The sequence below is a fragment of the Alishewanella aestuarii B11 genome (assembly GCF_000280055.1).
GTDB lineage: Bacteria > Pseudomonadota > Gammaproteobacteria > Enterobacterales > Alteromonadaceae > Alishewanella > Alishewanella aestuarii.
The window spans coordinates 130019-153504 of the sequence record NZ_ALAB01000010.1 but is presented as its reverse complement, the minus strand read 5'-3'; the positions used below and the strand labels follow the sequence as shown (position 1 = coordinate 153504).

20 protein-coding genes are annotated in these 23486 nt (G+C 52.2%); 6 read left to right on the top strand and 14 right to left on the bottom strand.

Going from position 1 to position 23486, the window contains the following annotated elements:
• The first annotated feature begins 81 nt into the window (after positions 1-81).
• Positions 82-1710 carry a response regulator gene (locus AEST_RS05705; protein ID WP_008607686.1) on the top strand — a complete coding sequence of 543 codons (1629 nt, stop codon included), beginning with the start codon at positions 82-84 and terminating at the stop codon, positions 1708-1710.
• 11 nt (positions 1711-1721) lie between these two features.
• Here the strand turns inward: AEST_RS05705 and AEST_RS05700 are convergent, their stop codons facing one another.
• The 9 genes from AEST_RS05700 to AEST_RS05660 form a co-directional block, all read right to left on the bottom strand.
• Positions 1722-2189, bottom strand: a complete 468-nt coding sequence (locus AEST_RS05700; RefSeq protein WP_008607684.1) for a DUF2919 family protein — start codon at positions 2187-2189, stop codon at positions 1722-1724.
• Between the two features lie 78 nt (positions 2190-2267).
• Entirely contained in the window at positions 2268-4304 is a 2037-nt protein-coding gene (gene ligA / locus AEST_RS05695) for an NAD-dependent DNA ligase LigA (RefSeq protein ID WP_008607682.1), read from the bottom strand.
• 59 nt (positions 4305-4363) lie between these two features.
• Positions 4364-5251, bottom strand: coding sequence for a cell division protein ZipA (gene zipA / locus AEST_RS05690; RefSeq protein ID WP_008607681.1), 888 nt, complete (start codon positions 5249-5251; stop codon positions 4364-4366).
• 20 nt (positions 5252-5271) lie between these two features.
• Positions 5272-8685, bottom strand: coding sequence for a chromosome segregation protein SMC (gene smc, locus AEST_RS05685; protein ID WP_008607679.1), 3414 nt, complete (start codon positions 8683-8685; stop codon positions 5272-5274).
• A 60-nt stretch (positions 8686-8745) separates the two neighbouring features.
• Positions 8746-9399, bottom strand: a complete 654-nt coding sequence (locus AEST_RS05680) for a mechanosensitive ion channel domain-containing protein (protein ID WP_008607678.1) — start codon at positions 9397-9399, stop codon at positions 8746-8748.
• Positions 9400-9402: 3 nt separating this feature from the next.
• A complete protein-coding gene (locus AEST_RS05675; RefSeq protein WP_008607676.1) occupies positions 9403-9897 on the bottom strand; it encodes a YcgN family cysteine cluster protein in 495 nt (164 codons plus the stop codon).
• Positions 9898-10560, bottom strand: coding sequence for a fumarylacetoacetate hydrolase family protein (locus AEST_RS05670; RefSeq protein ID WP_008607675.1), 663 nt, complete (start codon positions 10558-10560; stop codon positions 9898-9900).
• A complete protein-coding gene (locus tag AEST_RS05665; RefSeq protein ID WP_008607674.1) occupies positions 10560-11585 on the bottom strand; it encodes a lytic murein transglycosylase in 1026 nt (341 codons plus the stop codon). Before AEST_RS05665 ends, AEST_RS05670 begins: the two co-directional genes overlap by 1 nt.
• Entirely contained in the window at positions 11582-11881 is a 300-nt protein-coding gene (locus AEST_RS05660; RefSeq protein WP_039925156.1) for a YcgL domain-containing protein, read from the bottom strand. Before AEST_RS05660 ends, AEST_RS05665 begins: the two co-directional genes overlap by 4 nt.
• Before the next feature lie 146 nt (positions 11882-12027).
• Between AEST_RS05660 and minC the strand changes: the two genes are divergently transcribed.
• From minC to AEST_RS05640, 4 genes are read left to right on the top strand one after another with little or no spacing between them, the layout of a single operon-like run.
• On the top strand, positions 12028-12750 hold the full coding sequence (gene minC / locus AEST_RS05655) for a septum site-determining protein MinC (RefSeq protein ID WP_008607672.1): 723 nt from the start codon (positions 12028-12030) through the stop codon (positions 12748-12750).
• 11 nt (positions 12751-12761) lie between these two features.
• A complete protein-coding gene (gene minD / locus AEST_RS05650) occupies positions 12762-13571 on the top strand; it encodes a septum site-determining protein MinD (RefSeq protein ID WP_008607671.1) in 810 nt (269 codons plus the stop codon).
• A gap of 3 nt (positions 13572-13574) precedes the next feature.
• Positions 13575-13835 carry a cell division topological specificity factor MinE gene (gene minE / locus AEST_RS05645; RefSeq protein ID WP_008607670.1) on the top strand — a complete coding sequence of 87 codons (261 nt, stop codon included), beginning with the start codon at positions 13575-13577 and terminating at the stop codon, positions 13833-13835.
• A 39-nt stretch (positions 13836-13874) separates the two neighbouring features.
• The gene (locus tag AEST_RS05640) at positions 13875-15593 is read left to right on the top strand and encodes a hypothetical protein (protein ID WP_008607666.1); all 1719 of its coding nucleotides are present in this window, start codon (positions 13875-13877) and stop codon (positions 15591-15593) included.
• A 41-nt stretch (positions 15594-15634) separates the two neighbouring features.
• Here AEST_RS05640 and rarD read toward each other — a convergent pair whose 3' ends face one another.
• The 5 genes from rarD to AEST_RS05615 form a co-directional block, all read right to left on the bottom strand.
• Complete coding sequence (gene rarD / locus AEST_RS05635) at positions 15635-16528, bottom strand: EamA family transporter RarD (RefSeq protein ID WP_008607665.1); 894 nt, start codon at positions 16526-16528, stop codon at positions 15635-15637.
• Between the two features lie 101 nt (positions 16529-16629).
• A complete protein-coding gene (locus tag AEST_RS05630) occupies positions 16630-18015 on the bottom strand; it encodes a DUF4397 domain-containing protein (protein ID WP_008607663.1) in 1386 nt (461 codons plus the stop codon).
• 129 nt (positions 18016-18144) lie between these two features.
• The gene (rnd, locus tag AEST_RS05625) at positions 18145-19290 is read right to left on the bottom strand and encodes a ribonuclease D (RefSeq protein WP_008607662.1); all 1146 of its coding nucleotides are present in this window, start codon (positions 19288-19290) and stop codon (positions 18145-18147) included.
• A 47-nt stretch (positions 19291-19337) separates the two neighbouring features.
• The gene (fadD, locus tag AEST_RS05620; RefSeq protein ID WP_008607661.1) at positions 19338-20993 is read right to left on the bottom strand and encodes a long-chain-fatty-acid--CoA ligase FadD; all 1656 of its coding nucleotides are present in this window, start codon (positions 20991-20993) and stop codon (positions 19338-19340) included.
• Positions 20994-21146: 153 nt separating this feature from the next.
• On the bottom strand, positions 21147-21983 hold the full coding sequence (locus tag AEST_RS05615) for a class I SAM-dependent methyltransferase (protein WP_008607659.1): 837 nt from the start codon (positions 21981-21983) through the stop codon (positions 21147-21149).
• Between the two features lie 188 nt (positions 21984-22171).
• Here AEST_RS05615 and AEST_RS05610 point away from each other — a divergent pair, with 188 nt between their 5' ends.
• Complete coding sequence (locus AEST_RS05610; protein ID WP_008607655.1) at positions 22172-23485, top strand: alkaline phosphatase; 1314 nt, start codon at positions 22172-22174, stop codon at positions 23483-23485.
• Position 23486: the final 1 nt, after the last annotated feature.

Sequence of the window (23486 nt, the reverse complement as noted above, 5' to 3'; positions counted from 1 at the left end):
TATTTATTGATCCTGCCCGGTTAACTCAAGGCAAAAAGTTGCTATAGTAGCTTTAGACGAAGTTCTCGGATCCAGCCTGTAATGGAAAATGCACCCAAGCGGGACGAACGCATCCTGATTATTGATGAGCAACCCCTGTCACAAAGCTACCTGCGCTACACGCTGGAGCAGCTGGGTTATCAGAATATTACCATTGCCGAACGGCCACAGCAGGCGCTGGCACTGTGCCGTAACAACCTGTTCGATCTTATTATCTGCTCGTATAACCAGGCCGATGGCAAAGACGGCTTTCAGCTGTTTGCCGAATTAAAATTCAGTGGCCTGCAAAAGCACAGCAGTGCCGTGATCTTTATCAGCGCCGAGACCGATCCGAACCTGGTACACAGTGTTATTGAATTACAGCCGGACGAGTTTCTGGCCAAACCCTTTGTAATTAAAGACTTACAGCTACGTATTGAACGGGTGCTAAAACGTAAACAACAACTGCGCCCGTTGTATCAGTTGCTGGATGCGCAGCATTACCAGGCGGCGCTGAATTATATCGACGAGCAACTTGCTGATGCCAATCAACGTAAATGGTTTCCGCTGCTGTTAAAGCTCAAAGGCGATATTCTGCTGGCACAGCAAGAATTTACCGATGCCGAACATTTCTTTCTCGCCATGCTGAGTATTCAGCCCTTTAGCTGGGCCAAGATGGGTCTGGTACGGTGTTATGTCGCCAAAGGTCAGGAACAGCAGGCGTTTAACTTACTGGAAGAGTTATTACTGCGCAGCGAAAGCCGACTGTTTGCGCTCGACTTATTGGCGGAACTGGAATTTAAACAACAGCATTACCAGCAGGCCCAACAGCATTTGATTGATGCCGCCGAGCTGGCACCGCGAAATTTACTGCGCCAGCAAAAATTACTGCAGTTATCCCGCCTGAATCATGATTACGAAACCCAATACCAAGCGGCACGGGATATGGTGAAATATGCCCGTTACTCGGCTTTTGAACAGCCGGATCTGTATTTGAATCTGGCGCGGGCCAGTATTGATTTTGCGCTGGCCACTGAAGATGAAGAGCAGCACAGCCGCTTAAACCGGCAGGTAAATCTGAGCTTACAGGCATTACAAAAGCAGTTTGCCAAGCAGGATCTATGGGAGCAACATCAGGTAGTACAGGCCCGTTTACTGTACTTACAAGACCACAAAGATAAAGCCAAGGCGCTGCTACGCGATCTGAAAACCGATCAGCCGATCACCTCGCTGGAAGATGCCTTGGATAAGGCCAAGGCGCTGCATGAAGTGGGGCTTACCGACGCGGCCGAACAACTGTTTAGCCAAATCAGCCAGCACTGTAAACAGCAACAACCCGATCCGCTGCTGGGCGCCTACCTGCAACAGGAAGTCACCGAGCGCCGGCAAATGCAACAAGGCCCGCGCGAGCTTAACAACAGTGCCGTACAGCTTTATCAACGCGGACATTGGGAGCAGGCGTTTGAAGCCTTCGCTCTGGCACACAAGGTGATGCCGAAGAATGCCGGTATTGCACTAAACTTACTGCAAACCCTGCTAACCAGCCCAAGACCTCTGTGCGCGCCAGATCTACGTTATCGTTTGCTGCAACAATGTGAGCTGGTTGTCGCTGGCGCCACCCTTAAACCTGAGCAGCAACGTCGTTATGAACAGCTAAAAAGCAAGCAACAGCCATTATCGATGAATGCCTGAGCCGCAGTACTTTATTTCTCTACCGGCTCTGGCCATTCGCTAAAGATCCGCGGCAGGGTTTTCGAGCGGATTAACCAGAATACCCCCAACCCCAAACCAATCACCGAAACCAAACGCCAGGGCGCATCCAGAATCACATCGGCGGGCAGATCATATAGGCTGTAAGCCAAATCGGCCGCGCAGCTAACTAAGAGTAACCAGCGGCTAGCACGCCAGATGGCGCGCCAGGCGGCGCTGCGTTTATCGCTGCGTTGACTTAGTGCCGCCACGACCAACAGTACCGGCAAGGCAATGACACAGGCGATTAAAAAGTCCTGCTGTTGCGGATAGAACAGTTTCAGTAAATCTTTTTGCTGCGGCGGCAAGGTCAGGACTAGTACCCAGCTTAAATAAGGGCGCAGCAGCAGCGCCAGCAACCAGTAAAAGCGTTGTGGTATCGGCGTCAGACCGTATTTATCCAGCAGAGGCCAGTCTTTCATGCCTGTCGCTTATTTTTTTCATCGCGCACATAGGGGCGAAACAAGGCGCCCCAGTCCAGTAATAAGCTAACTAACCAATCAGGCATCCGGGCTGACTCCATACTGCTTAAACAAATCCAACATCTGTTGCTCATCCCAGACCGGTACCTGTAATTCACTGGCTTTCGCCAGTTTCGAGCCGGCATTTTCGCCGGCAATCACGGCATGAGTTTTCGCTGACACCGAGCCGGAGACTTTGGCGCCCAGCCGCTGTAATAACGCCTTGGCTTCATCACGGCCCATACTGCTCAAAGTACCGGTTAATACGATGGTCTGGCCGCTTAACGGCTGCTCGGTGACCTGTTGCAGCGCTATCGCTGGCCAATGCAGGCCCTGCGCCAGTAAGGCGCTGACCACCTGTTGATTATGCGGCTCGCGGAAGAAATGATACAGATGCTCAGCAACGACAGTGCCGACATCAGATACCGCCAGTAACTGCTCCATTTCAGCCGCCATCAGGGCATCCAGGGTCGCAAAATGATTGGCCAGATTCAGCGCCGTCGCCTCACCCACTTCCCGGATCCCTAAGGCATAAATAAAGCGCGGCAAGGTGGTACTTTTCGCGGCTTTAATGGCATTTAACAACTTCAGGGCCGATTTTTCGCCCATCCGCTCCAGGCCAACTAAAGACGGCATATCCAGGTCAAAGATCGCATCCGGTGTTGTCACCAGTTGCTGCTCGACTAGTTGCTCAACCAGCTTATCGCCCAGACCTTCAATATCCAGCGCCTTGCGCGAGACAAAGTGTTTTAGCGATTCTTTCAGCTGTGCCGCGCAATATAAACCGCCACTGCAGCGGGCCACCGCCTCACCACTCACCCGCTCCACTGCTGAACCACAGACCGGACAGGCCTCGGGGAAGATTACCGGCTTTGTCTGTGCCGGGCGCTGCTCGGTAACGACGGCAACAATTTGTGGGATCACATCACCGGCGCGGCGCACTATCACTTTATCGCCAATTTGTACGCCCAGCCGGTTTATTTCATCCTGATTGTGCAGCGTGGCATTACTGACCATCACGCCGCCGACATTAACCGGCTCCAGCCGCGCGACCGGGGTGATAGCGCCGGTGCGACCGACCTGAAAATCCACGTCCAGTAACGTGGTTAGCATTTCCTGCGCCGGGAATTTAAAGGCAATGGCCCAGCGCGGCGCGCGGGCGACAAAGCCCAGCGCCTGTTGCTGCGCCAGATTACTGGCCTTAATGACGACACCGTCAATTTCATAAGGTAGCGCCGCGCGTTTGGCCAGGATCTGCTGATAGTAGCTCAGCGCTGCCGCTGTACCCTCAACCAGACGGATCTCCGGGCATACCGGCAAGCCCCAGTCTTTTAACTGCTGCAGACGCTGATAATGGCAGCGATTGTTTAATAGTGTCTGCGGATCATCCAGTTGACCAACCGCATAGGCATAAAACATCAGCGGTCTTTTCGCGGTAACGGCCGGATCCAACTGCCGTAAACTGCCCGCGGCGGCGTTACGCGGATTGGCAAAGACTTTTTCACCGCGTGCCTTGGCATCGTTGTTCAGCCGTTCAAAACCAGAGAGCGGCATAAAGACTTCGCCGCGCACTTCCAGTACCGGCGGTACTTCACCGCTTAAGCGCAGCGGGATCGCCCGGATGGTGCGGATATTGGCGGTAATATCTTCGCCGGTGCTGCCATCGCCGCGGGTTGCCGCCTGCACTAACACGCCGTGTTCGTAACGGATACTGACCGCCAGGCCGTCTAACTTAGGTTCAGCACAAAAGCTAAAATCGCCGGCAAAATCCAGCCGATCCTGCATCCGTTTTACAAAGGAGAGAAAATCGCTGTCATCAAACGCATTGTCCAGCGATAACATCGGTACCTGATGGCTAACCTGAGAGAATTTGGCTAAGGGTGCGCCACCAACCCGCTGTGTTGGTGAGTCGGCGGTAATCAATTCTGGATGCTGCTGTTCCAGTTGTTGCAGCTCGCGGTACAGCCGATCGTATTCGGCATCCGGCACACTGGGGGCGTCTAACACATAGTATTGATAGTTAAAGTGTTCCAGCTGCCGGCGCAGCTGAGCGATTTGCTGTTCAGGAGACATCATTTGCAAACTCACCAACAAAAACGGCAGGATAATCCTGCCGTTAGATTAAAGCCTGGCAATCAACCGCGGATCAGTTGTTGCCGCTGAAACTCGCGGATCCGCTCGACATAATGCCGCACGGTTTGCACCGTCAGCACACTGCGCTGACCGTCTAACACCTGACCACCGAACTCTTCCGCCAGCTTTTTCGCGGCGTTGTTCATCAGGTTAAAGTTTTGCAGCGGTTCGCCCGGTCCGGGTAGTGTCATAAACAGGCTCAGCCCACGGGTGCTCAGCTCGTCCATGCGCTCAATATCAAAAGTGCCGGGGTTAAACATATTGGCCAGACTAAACAGCACCTCACCGGTACCGGCACTGTCCTGATGCCGGTGGAAGATGTCCATATCGCCGTATTTAAAGCCCAGCATGGTTAACACCGATAACAGCTCCTGCCCGCGGATTTCTTTCTGTTCAGGCAGCAGCACGTAGAGGATCAGCACTTCTGAGGGTGCTGCAGCGGCGTCGTCTGCCGGCTCGTCGGTCGCCATCTCATCGTAACCGTAATCGGTCTCTTCCGGCAGCAGTTCATCCTGCTCCGGAATGCTCGGCTCATCTAAGGCCGAGAAATTAAATACCGGCTCTTTCGGCTCAGCAAATAAGTCGGTTTGCTCTGCCGGACGCTTAACATCAATTGGCCGGCTAGTGGGTTTGGTTGCAGTACGGCTTGGGTGCAGCTTAGTACGCTGCTCGGCACTGCCTTTACCGGCGCCCTTTACCACCCTAACCTGACCAATACCGTATTCGTCAAAACCTTCACCCGGACGCTCGTCTTTGCTGTCCTGCTCCGGATGATAGCGATGCTGTACCTTGTTACTGTTTTTTCGCACCGTCCACAGACCATGCAAAAACAAGCCGCCCAACACCAGGGCCCCGATAATAATTAATACCAAACGCAACTCGCTAGCCATTTGTTATACCTTTTGCTCTTTTAGGCTACTGCCAGTTTGACAGCATCATCCACATCTACTGCGACCACGCGGGACACACCGGGTTCCTGCATCGTCACCCCCATCAATTGCGCGGCCATTTCCATGGCAATTTTATTGTGGCTGATATAAATAAATTGTACGGTATCCGACATTTCCCGCACCAGATTACAGAAGCGCCCTACGTTGGCATCATCCAGCGGGGCGTCAACCTCATCCAGCATACAAAACGGTGCCGGGTTAAGTCTAAATATTGAAAACACTAATGATAAAGCGGTTAAGGCTTTTTCACCACCCGATAATAAATGAATTGTACTGTTTTTTTTACCCGGTGGTCTGGCCATAATACTGACCCCGGTTTCCAGCAGGTCATCATCGGTCAGATCCAGATAGGCACTGCCGCCACCAAACACCTTTGGAAACAGCTGTTTTAAGCCGTCATTCACCTGATCAAAGGTCTCTTTAAAGCGTTGCCGGGTTTCGCGATCGATCTTACGGATCGCGGTTTCCAGCGTGTCCAACGCCGAAGTCAGATCCTGATGCTGGGCATCCAGATAGGCTTTGCGCTCGGCCTGTTGCTCATACTCTTCAATCGCTGCCAGGTTAATGGCGCCAAGCCGGTTAACTGCCTCCACGGTTTTATCCAGCTGTTGCTGCCACTGTGCTTCATCGGCATCGGCCGGCAATTCAGCCAGCACCTCTTTCATATTTACCTGCTGCTCACGCAACAACTCCAGCATATTATTGGCGCGGATCCGGTAGCCTTCAGCATCCAGCCGCAGATTTTCCAGCGCTTTTTGCTGGCTGCTTAAACGCTGGGTAATGCCGCTTTGTCCCTGCTCCAGCTCACGGATCTGTTGCTGGATGGCAGCCAACTGCTGATTGGCACTGGTTAGCGCCTGTTCGGCGTCACTGCGCTGCAGCAAGCTTTCCTGCAGCTCCTCTTGCAGTTGCAATGCCGGATCCTGTTGTTCGTCCAGCTGTAGCTGCAATTCGGCCAGTTGCTCCAGCCATTGCTGTTGTTGCAAAGCCGCGCGGCTTAAACTCAGTTCGACACTTTGCAATTGCTGCTGACAGAGCCGTTGCTGCATTTGCAGCTGGCTGTGCTGACCTTGCTGTTGTTGCAATTGCTGGCGCAACGTCTCTTCCTGCGCCCTGGCCTGTTGCTGGCGCTGCTGTAACTGCTGCTCCTGCGTTACCGCCTGCTGATACTCTTGCTCCGCCTCTGCAAGCTTAAGTTCGGTTTGCTCTGCACTTGCCGCCAGCGCCTGTTGCTGTAACTGTAATTCTGCCAGTTGCTGCTGCAGCTGTGTGCTCTGTTGCCTTAATTGCTGCAGCGCCTGCTGTTTTAACTGCACCACCGTATGTTGTTGCTGCCGGGCTTGTTGCTGGCTGCTGAGTGCCGCATTAAGCTGGCTAAGTTGCTGCTGTGCCTGTTGTTGCAATTCAAGCTGTTGTTGCTCTGCTGCCGCAGCTGCTGCAAGCTCCTGCTCAACGACAGCTAACTCCTGCCCTAATTGTTGTAACCGCTCCTGGCGTAACAAACGGCTATCGGTCAGCGACGCCTGGCTTTGCTGGCCCCAGTTAGTGCCGAACCATTTACCCTTAGCACAGATCACCGATTGTCCGGGTTTAAGCTGTGTCAGCATCGTTAGCGCCTGCGCTTCATCCGCCGCCAATAAAATTTGCCGGAAATAATCCGGATATACCCCTGAGCGCACCACGCTGGCCAGGGTATTTGCCGGCGCCGCGTTGTCGCCAGCCACTGCGGTCACATACAGCGCTTTGCCCGCAGTATGAGCAGCCAGCTCAGCCTGTTGTAGTGCGCCCAGTGCCAGCGTAACAGCCAGCGCCCAGCCATCTGCAATTTGCAGCTGCTCTGCCAGTAAAGGCCCGCTGCTGCTGGCTTGCTGTTGACTCTGGCTAAGACGTTGATGCTCGATTCTCAACACTTGCTGTTGGTTTTGCCACTGTTGGCGCTGCTGGGTTGCCTGCGCGCTCAGCTGTTGCTGCTGCGCCAGGGCGGCAGTAAGCTCTGCCTGCTCTAGCTGCAATGCGGCGACTTGCTCTGCCAGCTCCTGGTGCCGGGCTTCTGCCAGCGCCAGCTCTTGCTCTGCCTGCTCAGGCTCCAGCCGGGCCAGCTGTTCAGTTAACTTATGTTGCTGTGCGGCCAACTGATGTTGTTGCTGCGCCCAATGTTGCAGTTGCAGCCGCCACTGCTGCAGTTGCTCGCGACGCTGATAATGCTGTTGTTGCCAGTCTTGCCAGTTAAGCTGTGCCTCGGCTCCCTGCTCCGTCGCTGCCAGCAATTGTGCCTGTAACTCTTCCTGCTGCTCAGTCAACACTAGCAGTTCCGGTATCAGCTCTTCCAGCTGCGCTTCAAGCTCGGCGCGTTGCAGCTGCTCCTGCTGCTGTTGCTCATGAAAACCGGCCAGACTCAGCTGCTTTTGCTGGATCTGCTGACTAAGTAACTGTTGTTGCTGACGCTGGCCGACAATTTGCTGCTCCAGTGCACTGATCCTGTTACCCAACTGATAGTACTGCTGCTGACACTGCTCCTGCTGTTGCCGTGCGGCATTGGCTTGTTCGCGTAATTCGGTCAGCACCCGCTCATCGCCCGCCTGCGCCGCCTGATATTTCTGCAGCTCGGTTTCCTGCTCGCGCAGCTGCTGTTCCAACTTGTTTAGCGTGTCATTAAAACCCAGCCATTTAATCGTTGTCAGCTGGGCACGCAGTGTGCGCTCCTGCGCTTTCAGCTCTTTATAGCGCTGTGCGGTAACTGCCTGCCGCTTGAGTTTGTCGATATTTTTACCCAGCTCTTCGCGCACGTCGGTCAGGCGATCCAGATTATCCCGGGTATGTTTAATGCGGTTTTCGGTTTCGCGCCGCCGCTCTTTATAGCGGGAAATGCCGGCGGCCTCCTCAATAAAGACCCTGAGCTCCTGCGGTTTAGATTCGATCAGGCGCGATATCATGCCCTGTTCGATAATGGCATAGCTGCGGGGGCCCAGGCCGGTGCCAAGGAAAATATCGGTAATATCGCGGCGGCGGCACTTACTGCCATTTAAGAAGTACAACGACTGGGCATCACGGGTCACGACGCGCTTGATTGCAATTTCACTGCGATCCGCCAGATTGCCGGCCAGCCGGCCCTGAGTATTTTCAAATACCAGCTCGACGGAGGCCTGCGACACCGGTTTGCGCTGCGCCGAGCCGTTAAAAATCACGTCGGTCATTGCATCACCGCGCAGGTTTTTCGCCGAGCTTTCGCCCAGCACCCAGCGCACCGCATCAATCACATTGGATTTGCCACAGCCGTTTGGCCCCACTATGGCCGTCATCGCTTGCGGAAACGGCACTGTAGTGGGGTCAACAAAGGATTTAAAACCTGCCAGTTTGATCTGTTTTAAGCGCATCCGGCTGCTGTATTCTGCTTAGAGTTATAGCGACAAATCTACCCATTTTGTCGCACACTGTCACTTGCTAATTCGATTAACGGGCTGACTTTGCAGATTTTTTTTACGCCAACGCTCTGCTTTGGCTACCACATCAATAGTCTTACGCACCGGTGCTTGTGCCGCGCTGATAATTACGACCGGGCGTGACACAATCAGGTTATTTGGGTAAATCACCCGCTCCTGCTCTTTGGTACGCAGCACCGTATTAAACAAATGGATTTCAGCAATATCACCCTCCAGCGCATTATTACCATCAATAATCCGCACCTTGCTGCCTTCGGCAAAGTCTTTCTGCCCCAGTAGAATAAAGAAAGCGGTTACGTTGCTGATTAGCGACCAGGACGCAAATAAGGCGACACCGGCTACCGCAATAATTGACGATGCCAGCACCAGCAAGCCGCGAATATCCACGCCCCAGATAATGCTTAGCACCACCAGCAACAGCAGCATTAGCAGGATATGAAAAACGACAATGGCTCTTTTATTCATTTCCGGCCGCATCCGGCCACCGGCCAGCAAGCCATAGATCAGTGGCACCAGCCGGCGGCTGACGATGATATAAGCCAGTACCGCTAGCAGTGACAAACCTAGCTGCACCATCATTGGGCTCATATAACCGCTGAGTTGTTTCAGGATCTCACTGTCAGCAATGATCGATTGTTCCACACTCATCATTTAATCCAGATCATTTAACGGCCAACTAACGATATAGTCTTCAAAATCATCCAGAACCACCATATCCTCTGAGATGGTTTTGTTGCGTACCGACATTTGTTTTTTATGCATCAGGCTTTTCTTGCCGCCGTTTAATAGCGGATGCCAGGACGGCAAACCACGCCCTTCATGTAAGCGCCGATAGGCACAGCTGTTGGGCATAAAGAAGATGTCTTTCAGATTGTCTTTGGTCAGCTTAATGCAATCCGGCACCAACACAGTACGAAGACTATATTGGGTACATTCGCATTTATGGCTATTCAGATAGCGGCAGGCGATATTGGTAAAAACCACCTCTTCACCTTGTTTTAGCTCAGCGGTCGGGCCTTCTTCCTCGTCATCATCAATAAACTTGTTCAGACAGCATTTGGCGCAGCCGTCGCACAAGGCCTCCCACTCAGCGTCGTTCATCTCGCTTAAGCTTTTTTGCTCCCAGAAACGTTCGGTCGGGCTCATTTATACCTCAACCCGGCTATCTATTTTTAGCAGATCGGCCAGGATCACACTTAGCTTATCGCCAGCCTGCAAAGGACCAACGCCAGCCGGCGTGCCAGTCAGCACCAGATCGCCGGGTAGCAGGGTAAAGTGCTGACTCATTTCACTGATCAGTTGGGTAATACCGCGAATCATATTGGCACTGTTACCCTGCTGGCGCAGCTCACCATTCACCAGCAAGCTAAAATCCAGCTGTTGCGGATGTTGTACTTGTGCTTTGGGCACCAGCGGTGACATCGGACAGGCGCCATCAAAACCTTTAGCAATTTCCCAGGGCCGCCCCAGTTGTTTTAAACGCCCCTGCACGTCGCGTAGCGTCAGGTCCAATGCCAGCCCATAGCCCCAGATGGCCTCAGTAACCTCAGCAAAGCCGGCATTTTTCAACGGTTTGGCGATCAATACCGCCAGCTCCAGCTCATTATGCACCTCACCGCGATCGGCTGGGATGCTAAAAGCCGGCGCCAGCGGCACCAGCGAGGTGGCCGGTTTGATAAAAAACAGCGCTTCGGGCGCCGTTTTACTTTGCATTTCGGCAATATGATCCTGGTAGTTTTGCCCGATACAAACAACCTTACCCAGCGGCAGCTCAAGCGCCTGCCCCTGCCAATCCTGATGCTGGTACATTAACTTTGCTCCGCCACAATAAGATCTGCCAGATAACCAACACTGGTGACAAAATAGTAAGAGCGGTTCCAGTGCATCAGGCTTTTATAGTTATCATACGCCAGGAAGGCACGGCCTTTCGGGCCATCCGGTAACACCAGAGCAGCGTTGATTTCGCGTTGCGGCAGCGCTTCACCATTTAAGCGCCGTACCCCCAGCTTGTGCCAGTCGGCCATACTACGGGCTGAAGCGTCCCAGCGGCTTAACCACTCATTACGCGCCAGGCTACCACGCTGAATCGCATGAGCGGCGTCAAAGCCGGCCGGCAATGTTACTTCGCGGCCCCAGGTCAGGCTGTTATTCCAGCCCTGGCGTTTCAGGTAATAGGCAATAGAGGCAAATACATCCAGCTCGTTAGTCCAGATATCTTTTTTACCATCACCGTCACCATCCTGGGCATAGGCGAGAAAGGAGCTTGGCATAAACTGGCTTTGCCCCATGGCGCCGGCCCAGGAACCTTTCATATTATCTAGATCGATATGCCCCTGCGTTAAAATATCCAGAGCATGGAAAAACTCGGTGCGGAAAAAGGCTTCACGCCGGCCTTCGTAGGCCAGCGTTGCCAGCGCTGACGGGATCGAATAGTTACCCTGAAAACGGCCAAAGCTGCTCTCCAGACCCCACAACGCCACGATAAAGCGCGGTTGCACGCCGTAGCGCTTACCAATTTCTTCCAGCTGAGGCTGATATTGCTGATAACGTTCGCGCGCCATGCGGATCCGGGTTTCACTGACCCGCTTCGGCAAATAGGTATCCAGCGTTTCGACTACTTCCGGTTGGCTGCGGTCAGCGCTGACCACCCGCTCATGAAATTGCAGGCTGCTAAACACGGCTTCCAGCAACGCCTGATCATAGCCGCGGCTTTGCGCTTCAGCTTTCAGGGCTGCGGTATAGCTTTGAAAATCCGGTTTTGCCTCTTCGGCCAGACTCTGACCATTGAACCAACCGGCTGCCAGCAGCAGGCTGGCAATAAGCTTCTTCTTCATTCTGACTCCTTGTTGCTGAGCGTCGTTTGCTGCAAAGCCGCGCGATGCTCGTCCAGCAGATTGGCTACTGGTGGGGGTAATTGCAGGTAAAAGCCTTGCTGCTGCAGCGCCGCTTTCACCTTTTGAATATCGGCCAGGGCTAAATGTTCCCGTTTTGCCAGATTTAACACTGTCACCAGCTGCGGGTGCCCAAACGTGTCCAGTAAGGGGGCCGGTACTTGGCTAAAGTCGTCCCGCTTTTCAATATACAGGTAGGTGCCCTCTTTTCGTGGGCTGCGATATACCGCACATAACATAGAATAAAACTACTTCATCAACTTGCCTAACAGATGGCAAGACTATAACATGAACCGCTGATCAAGCGTAACGACAGAGCTTGTCGGACGCAGAAAAATTCTCGCTGCGACAGCAGTAATAATAATAGTAAAAGCGCTGAACTTTTATGTCTGAACACTCCTTAGAATTAAAGGGCAGTTTATTCCCTTTATCCGTGTTACATTGCTCCGATCTTAGCATCAGCAGTCTGCAATCCCTGTTAACTGCCAAACTGGCACAAGCGCCGGCCTTTTTCTATCAGGCCCCGCTAGTGATTAACTTACAGGATAACGACAGCAACCCTGACTTTGCCGCGCTAAAACAGTTATTTACCGAGTTAAAGCTGGTACTGGTCGGGGTAACGGGTGCCAATGCCGCGCAAAAAGCGGCTGCGCAGCAAGCCGGTTTAGCGGTATTGCAAGCCGGCAAGAGCAATACTGCCAAAGCGGTAGAGCCGGCACCACAGAGCCCCGCGCCAGAGCGTTCAGCACCGGCACAGGTGGTGGTACAACAACAGGCCATGGATAGCAAGATCGTCGAGCAGAATGTTCGCTCCGGTCAGCAAATCTATGCCAAGGGCGCCGATTTAATTATTAAAGGTGCCGTTGGCGCCGGCGCAGAAGTGATTGCCGATGGCAATATTCATATTTATGGTTCGCTGCGTGGCAAAGCCATTGCCGGCGCCAGTGGCGACAGCAGCAAACGCATTTACTGTTACAACATGCAGGCCGAATTGGTCTCAATAGCCGGGAATTACTGGTTAAGCCATAGTCTGCAAGGCGAGTTTTGGGGTAAACCGGCCTGCATCCGCTGGCAGGGCGAAAGTTTAGTCATTTCAGAATTAGTGTAAGGAAAGTCACTATGGCAAAAATTATTGTGGTTACCTCTGGCAAGGGTGGTGTCGGTAAAACCACCTCCAGTGCCGCTATTGGCACGGGCCTGGCGTTAGCCGGTAAAAAAACTGTAATTGTCGATTTTGATATCGGCTTACGGAATCTGGATCTGATCATGGGCTGTGAACGCCGCGTGGTCTACGACTTCGTTAATGTGATTAATGGCGAAGCCAATCTGAAACAAACGCTGATTAAAGATAAGCGGGTCGACAACCTGTTTATCCTGCCGGCCTCGCAAACCCGCGATAAAGACGCCCTGACCAAAGAAGGCGTAGAGCGGGTGTTAAATGAGCTGTCTGCTGAATTTGATTTTATTATCTGTGACTCACCGGCCGGTATCGAATCTGGTGCCATGATGGCCCTGTACTTTGCCGACGAAGCCGTGGTTGTCACCAACCCGGAAGTATCTTCAGTACGTGATTCAGATCGCATCCTGGGTATGCTGTCGAGTAAATCCCGCCGCGCTGAACAGGGCCTGGAAGGGATTAAAGAGCATTTGCTGTTGACTCGTTATAACCCGGAGCGGGTGATCAAAGGCGAAATGCTCAGTGTCGAAGACGTGAAAGAAATTCTGGCCATTGAGCTGGTAGGCGTTATTCCAGAGTCGCAAGCGGTGCTAAATGCCTCGAACTCAGGACAGCCAGTTATTCTGGATGAAGAAAGTGACGCCGGCCAGGCTTATCTGGACACGGTAAAACGTCTGCTGGGTGAAGCAGTGCCATTCCGTTTTCTGACGGTGGAGAAAAAAGGATTTATTAAAAGGTTGTTTGGAGGCTAACTAATGTCGTTACTGGATTATTTTCGTTCAACTAAAAAAAATACCGCCAGCACTGCCAAAGAGCGCCTGCAAATTATTGTGGCCCATGAGCGGAAAAGACGCTCCGGGCCGGATTACCTGCCCCAGCTGGAGCGCGACATTCTGGAAGTGATCCGCAAATATGTGGATATTCCGGCCGATCAGGTCGCGGTATCACTGGAGCAACGTGGTGATGAGTTATCTGTACTGGAGTTAAACATCACCTTCCCTGACGAAAAGCGCTAACAGGCGCTTTTCACTTTTTATCTGTCAAAGGAGCAGACAATGCGTAAGACCCTGATTGCCGCCGCTGTGGTTGCTGCCGGCGCCGCCGGTTATTATTTTCTGAGTAAACAGGACAGCCAGGCTTTTCATGCCGAGCTGGCCTATGTACCGGCTGATACGGTGCTGTTTTCCGGCCAGTTTAAAGCGCTGGATATGGTCAGTTATCTGGCTACCGTTGGTATTACACCGGACTACCTGAAGGGCGAAGACCTGCAACAGGGTTTAGCAGTGTTACAACAACAAGCCCCGGCCGCCGGTCAGTTTGCGCTGGCGTTGTTTGAAGGCTTTATTAATGCGCTGGGCAGCCCGGAGCAGTTTGAACGCGAAACCGGTATCGCCAATGCATCGCGCTCCTTATTCTATCTGGTTGGTGCAGCACCGGTGGTTCGGCTGGAACTGGCCAATGAACAGGCTTTTTTAAGCTTTTTGGATAATCTGGGACAACGCAGCGGTCTGAGCTATCAGGACGCCAGTCTGAACGGCCACAGCTTCCGCCGCTACCGTACTGACGACGCGCCTGAAGGCTTTGAATTACTGGTCAGCACTGAACGTGGTTGGGCGACCATTGCCCTGCACCACCATGCGCTATCAGACTCACACCGCCTGCAAAGTCTGGCACTGGAACAGCCGGCGAAAAATCTGGCGAACAGTGACAAACTGGAAAACTATGTTAAGCAGTATCAACTGAAAACCGATGGTCTGGGCTTTTTTAGCACTGAACAGCTGGCACTGGCACTGACCACCACTGACGGTAATCAACTGGCGCGTGATCTGCAACTGACCTTTAACGGTGAAGTGCCAGAAGCTTTGCAAAGCTGGCAAACCCCGGCTTGCCGCACAGATATGCAGATGCTGGCGCAAACCTGGCCTGGTATGGTGATGGACAGCGAGCTGGTGACCCAGGCTAACGGCCAGTTCCATATCCGCAGCAAGATGCTGCTGCCAACCAGCAGCAAGGTCGCGTTAGAAGGCTTACAAGGCTTACAGGGCTTTATCCCTGCAGCTCTGAATGGCAAGGTGCACAGCTCGATGTTCTATCTGGCACTGGGAACCGAAATCAGTCAGTTAACCCCGTCCGTCAGCAAGATCTGGGCTGGTATGACGGATTTATCTGTCAGCTGTGAGCCACTGGTTGCCGTGCAGGAACAGATGAAAGCACAAAACCCACTGATGATGCTGGCGATGGCCGGGATGGCAGCCAACGGTTTACAGGGGTTCTCAGTCACTATTAACGGTTTTAGCCTGGATCCTGCGACCGGTCAGCCAAATCAGGCCGATGCATTGGTCACGGTTTCTGCTGATAATCCGCAAACGCTGGCGGCCAATGCTATCGCGATGGCGCCGATGTTAGCAGGTATCCAGTTACCGGCTGCAGGTGAAGAGATTTCCGTCAGCGAGGTATTCCCGCCAGCTGCTATGCTGGGTTTGGATCTGCGCTTAAAAGCCAGTGCCAATCATCTGATGTTGTATGTTGGGGATAAAGCTAAGGCTCAGGCCACTCAGCTGGCCAGCGAAAAACTGACCAAGAATGGCATTATGGCTGTAGGCGCCGACTATAAGCAGTTTTTCAGCGCCCTGTCTGATGCGGCAGCAATGTCCGGCCAACCGGTACCAGATGAGCTGAAGCGGATGATGGACAGCAATATGCAGCTGGGTTTTGGTTTTGGTATTGAACAGCACGGTATTGTATTTAATACCGAGCTGAAAACCAGCCGTTAACCGTACCTGGTCCGATAAAGCCAGCGTTAAGCTGGCTTTTTTTATGCCCGTTTTCTAACATTATGCCGCCAGGCATCCAGGCTGTAGCAGAGCAGTGCCAGCCAGATCAGACCAAAGGTAAATAGCCGTTCCAGCGCAAAGGGCTCCCGGTATAACCAGACACCAAAGATAAACATCAAGGTGGGACCTATATACTGAAAAAAGCCCATAGTAGATAGCTGTAGGCGCCGGGCAGCAGCAATAAAACACAGCAGCGGTACTGTTGTGACCAGACCCGCAGCGACCAGATAAAGATTAAGGCCGGCACTATTAGCCAGCAAATTAGCGGCCGGACTCTCGGCATAAGCCCACCAATACCAGAGCGCTAACGGCAACAATAATAAGGATTCGACAAAGAGCCCTTTAATCGCATCCACTGCCAGCTTCTTTCTGAGTAAACCATAAACAGCGAAGGAGCTGGCCAGCGCCAAGGCTATCCAGGGGACAGCACCATAACCAATGATTTGCCACAGTACACCAAGCGATGCCAGAACCACCGCCAACCACTGCAGCTTACGTAAACGCTCGCCTAAAAACAGCATGCCGAGCAGTACATTCAGCAAGGGATTGATATAGTAGCCGAGGCTGGCATCCAGCATATGATTATTATTGACGGCCCAGATAAAGAGCCCCCAGTTGCCGCCAAGCAGCACAGATGACAGCAGTAACCAAGCCACCAGCTTAGGCTTGGCAAAGACTGCCAGCGTGTCACGCCCCAGCTTTAACAGTAACAGGATCAACAGCAATAGCAGAAAAGCCCAGACAATACGGTGGATCAGAATTTCCGGCGCCGGAATAAAATCAATTTGTTTAAAATACAGCGGAGCTATGCCCCACAGGGTATAAGCGCTGGCGGCAAAGGTGCCACCTAATCGCTGTTCTCGTGTTAACGCCATAGCTACTCCGCCAGTTAGATGGCGGATTATACGCGGCTTTGTTTTTGATTGCGAAAAAGACAACAGCTGGCATAGCCAGCTGTTGTGGCAAAGCGCCAGCGTTAATCCTGAGTGACGAAGTCGTCCATCAAAATTAACCCAACATCTGCTGTCAGGCCTTCACCATCCCGGGCGATAGCGGTGTAGATTTTGTTTGCATCAAGATTGAGCGCTATCGGACCGATGGCTGCAGTTTTAGTACCAGTCGGCGTTACGGTTACGACATACTCACCGGCGTTCAGAGACACATAACCGGTTTCAGCTTTGAATGGCACATTACTAAATGCTGGGGTCGCTTCTGAGATATCGTTAGTTGCAGTAACATAGATATCTACTGCGCCCGCCAGAGTTGAACCGTGTACAATCCGAACCTGGGCTTCGGTAGCAATGCGACGCGGCGTATCCGCCAGCACCAGAGGTTCAATGCTGTTCTCGCCCAAAGCACCAACCGCCAATACGCTGTAGAAGGCACCTGCCTCCAACTCTAGATCTTCGTTAATTACGACGATACTGTTGTCCGCAGCGGCAGCTACCTTAACATTGTAAGTATCAGGCGCAACACCGACATAATCCGTGAAATCAGGAAATGCCAGCGCTTCTACTAGCTTCAACTCGTCGTTGACAATGATATCTACGGCAGGTGCATCTGATACGTTATGCACCACTCTTACTGAAGCAGTGGTATCCACATCTTTAATATCGATTTCGTCACCATTTGGTGTGACAGCCAACAGGGATACAGGTGAGGCACCTGAAAATCTGTTATTGATTGCAGCTACAACCAGATCGGTACCACCCGCCAGTTCAAGTGGACCAGAATCAAAGACCACTGTATTTTCACCAGGAAGCGTAATACGAACGCGATAATTACCGGCAGGAACATCCAGAGCGTTAGTGGCGTCTTTAAAATCCAGAGTTGCCAACGCCGTCGATAAAGCAGCATCAGGCGCTGTGACATGAATATCAACTGTGGGTGCAGCTGATGCCGCATGCACCACTTGCAGCCGAACATTTCCTGCAGCTAAGTCCTTCACATCAGAGGTTACGATAAGCGGCTCCAGCGTTTCATCCGCAACCAAGCCAACAGCAAAAACCTTGTAATTGGTTGCCTCAGCTAAAGCCAGATCTACCGGGCCTATCACCGTTGCAGTCTCGTTACCGGGTAAAATAGCCTGTACCGCAACATTGTAAGTTGCCGGAGCGAGTTCAAAATTATCTGAACTCTGACCATAGGCCAAACCCTGTACAACGGGTTCGCCGCCCACCAGGATATTCACATCAGGCGCATCAAATGACGCATGGATAACCCGCAAGGTGGCATCGACTACAACCGGTGGTGGTGGTGGTGGCGGCGGAGGTGGTACCACTACTGGATCGCTGCTGCTGTTACAAGCACTTAGAGTCGCCAGAATTGCAGCGGCGACTGAGAGTGAGATGACTTTTTTCATTGTTCTAACCCTTCAGTTAATAGTTGCGACGAAAATTTACGCCGGCAAAAAAACGCAGGATCAACTTTGCCGGTCGCAAAAAACTGAATGGTTTATTGAAAAAAATAATCTGATCTAAAAAGGTTAAAATTACGTAATAGCGGTCCCATTAACATGAGCAGGTAGCCGCAAATGGCTTTGCAACAGAGCTTGACGCCAGCTGCTGAGAAACTCCGGCAGAGGTAGCAAAGATCGCTCGACATCACTAACTCGCCAACACCAATTGAAATATTCATGTAACTGACGCCGTGTTGCCAGAAAAGACGCCGGAATATCAGCGGCTGCGGCAGCATCCTTTACTGCCTGACCAATTTCCGCCAGCACCACTTTTTCACCGGAGAAACTTTGCAGATGATAAAAGCGTTGCGGACATTGCTCGGCGGGCAACTGCTTTGCCGTTTGAATCAGCTCGATCAAAATTTTCGCGTGGCGGCGCAGATCCTTGGCCAACATCCCCGGAATATTCAACAGGCTTTCAACCGAGCCAGGTTTGCGTTTAGCTAATTCAAATAGCTGCGCGTCCTTTACCACCAGCCCCAGCGCCAAATCTTTTGCGCTGGCATATTGATAGCGCCAACTAACCAGCTCACGCAAAATCGCCAGCTCACGACTGTTAAGCTGACTGCTGTTTTTAATCTCCAGGTATTTGAACTCGGCAGGCAGTTGCTGCTGACGCCGGGCCAGTAATTGCTGCCCTTCGGCCAGTAACAGGGTCAATTTTTGCCCTGCACCAAGCTCCTGCAGCAATTTCTGGTACACCGGCAATAGAAACTTGACGTCATTGGCGGCATAGTCCAGCTGCTTCTGCGCCAGCGGCCTGGCTAGCCAGTCGGTACGGGATTCGCTTTTATCCAGCATAGCGCCGGTCAGTTGCTCAACTAAGCGCGCATAACCCATGCTACCGCCCCAGCCCAGGATCTCTGCCGCCAGCTGGGTATCGAATAACGGCTGAATACTCTGAATGCCGATCGTCGCCAACGCTTCCAAATCTTCAGTACAGGAGTGCAGGATCTTAGTCACATCAGGCGCGGCTAATAACTGCTGTAATGGCTGCCAATCGGTGATACACAGTGGGTCGACCAGTGCTAGCTGCTGCCCGTCGTAAAGCTGGATCAGCCCCAGCTTCGGATACAGCGTGCTTTGGCGGATAAACTCGGTGTCCAGTGCCAGCAAGGGTTGTTGTAGGGCCTGCTGACAAAACTCCGCCAGTGCCTGATTGGTGCTAAGTAACGACATCTTGTGCTCTCTAAAACAAAAAAGCCGGCGGCTGCCGGCTTTTTTTATTATCCGCGAAGTTCGCGGCGTAGGATCTTACCTACGTTGGTTTTTGGCAGTTCAGTGCGGAATTCTACCAGCTTTGGTACCTTATAGCCGGTTAAATGTTGCTTACAGTGCGCAATCACTTCCTGCTCGGTTAATGACGGGTCTTTTTTCACCACAAAAACTTTTACCGCTTCACCGGTCGTCTCGTTGGGTACCCCGACAGCTGCAACTTCGAGTACCTTTTCACTCATTGCAACCACTTCTTCAATTTCGTTCGGGAACACGTTAAAGCCCGAGACCAGAATCATATCTTTCTTGCGATCCACGATATAGAAGAAGCCATCGGCGTCCATAGTGGCGATATCGCCAGTGTATAACCAACCGTCTTTGATGGTTTTGGCCGTTTCTTCCGGCCGATTCAGATAGCCCAGCATCACCTGTGGCCCCTGTACAATCATCTCACCGGCTTCACCCTGAGGTACATCGTTGCCGTTTTCGTCCACCAACCGGATATCGGTTGAAGGTGCCGGCAAGCCGATACTGCCATTAAAGTCGTCCAGATCAAAGGGGCTTAAGGTTACCAGTGGACAACACTCGGTCAGGCCATAACCTTCCAGCAGCCGGGTTTTGGTGACTTTTTTCCAGCGCTCTGCAACCGGTCTTTGTACTGCCATACCGCCGCCTAACGACAACTTCAGCCGGCTAAAATCCAGCTCAGCAAAGCCCGGGGTATTTAGCAGACCATTAAACAGGGTGTTTACCCCGGTAATGGCAGTAAAGGGAAACTTGGCCAGCTCTTTGACAAAGTTGGGCATATCACGCGGATTAGTGATCAGCAGGTTAGTGCCACCGTGCTTGAAGAAGACAAAGAAGTTCGCCGTCAGCGCAAAGATATGATACAGCGGTAAGGCAGTAACCACATTTTCTTTGCCTTCATCGAGGAATTTATCGAGAAAGCCACTGGCCTGCTCCAGGTTTGCCACCATATTGCGGTGAGTAAGCATAGCGCCTTTAGAAACACCGGTAGTGCCGCCGGTATACTGCAAAAAGGCAATATCTGCACCACTCATTACCGGTTTTTGCCAGCTTAAAGCAGTGCCGCGCTGCAGCACCTGCTTAAAGGGCACAAATTTTTGCAGCTGGTAGGCCGGGATCAGTTTTTTCAGGTGTTTTACCACCAGATTGACCAAGGTGCCTTTAACAGTGCCCAGCATATCGCCCATCTTTGTCAGAATAACATGCTCAACCTGGATGTTCTTTTCCACGGCCATCAGGGTATGGGCAAAGTTTTCAACGATAACAATGGCGCGGGCTTTGGAATCAGTTAACTGGTGTTGCAGCTCACGTGGTGTGTAAAGCGGATTGACGTTTACCACGCTGCAACCGGCACGCAGCACACCCATTAATGCTACCGGGTATTGCAGCAGATTGGGCATCATAATGGCCACGGCATCGCCTTTTTTCAGGCCCAGCTCGTGTTGCAGATAGGCAGCAAAAGCCTGGCTTTGCTGATCTAACTCACGATAGGTGATGCTTTTGCCCATATTGACAAAGGCTACTTTGTCAGCGAATTTGGCAATGCTCTGCTCAAAAATATCTAGCAAGGATGAATAATGATCGGCATTAATTTCCGCCGGTACACCTGAGGGGTAACGCTTTAACCAGACTCTATCCACCGTCTACTCCTTAATAATTGTTATACCGCGCCTGCCTGGAGCCCGACTGAACGGGACATCCGGCGACTTTATTGTTGTACAGCTTTGGAGCTTTTACTCTAGCTTAATCATCCCATAAAAGCCGGCAACACACAATCCGCGGCCTGCTTCTGGCTACTCCGGCTTAATAAATTTCAGTGTCATGCGATCACTTTCACCAATACTCAGATAGTAATCGCGCTGCTCAAGTCCAAGGGCCAGAGTTGGCGGCAGAGTATAAACCCCTTTCGGATGGTTTTTAGTATCGCGCGGATTAGCATTAATCTCGCTGCTAGCCACCAGCTGAAACCCAACCCGCTCCGCTACTGCTATTAAATAGGCTTCGTCGGTGTAGCCTTCACTGGCGACACTGGTTAGCTCAGTAACTTTAGCAGCTCGGTGCTCCACCATCCCCAAAATACCGCCAGGTTTTAACACCCGATATAATTGCTCCAGGGTCGCCAGTAAATGCCCCTCCTGGTTCCAGATATGCACATTACGAAAACTTAAAACCATATCAAATTGTCCGTCCGCAGGCGCAGGCAACAGCTGCGGTGGGTCCAGCACAATGCGGCGCACAGGTCCAAAATGTTCGCTTTGTTCGTCAATCCGTTGCTCAAGTCGGCCGCTGAGTCTGGCCCAGAATTGCATCTTGGCATCGGCTCTGTTACCCAGATCCTGCCGGAAGGTTGCAATCGTCAGTTGCCCCTGCTCTTTGACAAAGGGCGCCAGGATCTCGGTATACCAGCCGCGTACTGGCCATAACTCCAGTACCGACATCTGTGGCTCAATACCAAAAAACAGCAGTGTCTCTACCGGGTTACGATACTGATTGCGATGCAGATTAGCTGCACCACGTGCCGGATCTTCTGCCAACTCAGTTAAACGGGCTTGCCATGGTTCGGCCTGGACCACTGCTGGGATAGCCAACAGACAGCAAGCGGCGAGGATGCTTGTTATTGTTTTTTTCATCGCTACAACCTTTTAGAGACTTCAGTGAGTCTGCAACGCAGACCAGCTGAATTTAAGATAGCGTTGCTTTCGCCTAAAAGTCCAGCAAAACACGGTTTTTTGCCACTTGACCGCAAGGCGCTTGGTTCAATAGCTTGGATCTCTTACACTGTTACAGGTTCCCTCCCTGTTTGCAAAAAGGTTATCTAATGCATTTTCGTTTGCTGTTATCTGTAAGTTGTTTCCTGGCCTTACCCGCTGTCGCTGCGCCAAAAAATATTATTTATATGATTGGTGATGGCATGGGCCCGGCCTATTTAACCGCCTATCGTTATTACCTGAACCAAGGCGAGCGGCCGGTACAGCAGACGATTTTTGATCAACTACTGGTTGGCGCCTCCAGTACCTATCCTGACGATGACACCCTGGTTACCGACTCTGCAGCAGGTGCCACCGCGCTGGCGACCGGTGTAAAAAGCTTTAATGGCGCGATTTCAGTAAACCGCCAGCATATTCCGATTGGCACCATGATGCAGCTGGCCAAGCGCTTAGGCAAAGCCAATGGTATCGTCGCCAGTTCGCAGGTGAACCATGCCACACCAGCGGCCTTTGTTGCCCATAACGTACATCGTCGTAATTACGAAGCTATTGCTGATATGTACCTGGATTACCGGATTAATGGCCAACCAGTGGCCGATGTGATTTTAGGTGGCGGTACTTCGTACTTTATTCGTGACGACCGTAATCTGGTTACTGAATTTAAGCAGCAAGGCTATCAGTACGCCGGTAGTTGGCAGGATCTGAACCAGCTGACCACTAAGCCAGCGCTGGCGCTGCTGGATCAAATCGGTCTGCCGGCTGCATTAAATTCAGAACATCCCAGTCAACTCGCCACCCTGACGCAAAAAGCCCTGCAGCTGTTAAGTCCGGCCGAGAAAGGCTTTGTGCTAATGGTTGAGGGCAGCCAGATTGACTGGTGTGGGCATGATAATGATATCGCCTGTGCTATGGCCGAAATGCATGACTTTGCGAAAGCCATTGCTGTAGCAAAAGCCTATGTGGATGCCAACCCGGATACCTTGCTGGTGATTACGGCCGATCATGAAACCGGCGGTATGTCCTTAGGTGCGGATGGCAAATATCTGTGGTTACCCGAGGTGGTACGTGGTGTTAAAGCGACAGGCCGGCGAATTGCTGACGAAATGAATGCTGCAGACAGCGAACAGGCAGCGCTGGCACGTTGGCAAGCCTTGACCGGTATTAATATTACCGATGAAGAACAACAGCAGTTGCTGGCCGCTCGTGGTAAGGAGCAAAAAGATCTACGTGACGTTGCGGTCAGACTGGTAGCCAAATATTCCTATACCGGCTGGACTACCGGCGGCCACACCGGCGCCGATGTGCCGGTAATGGCCTATGGTAAATACAGCGGGGCTTTCCGCGGCTTTATGGATAATACCGATATCGCCAAACAGCTGATCCGCTATATCAGTACCAACCAAACCCCTAAAGCCAGCGAGTAAG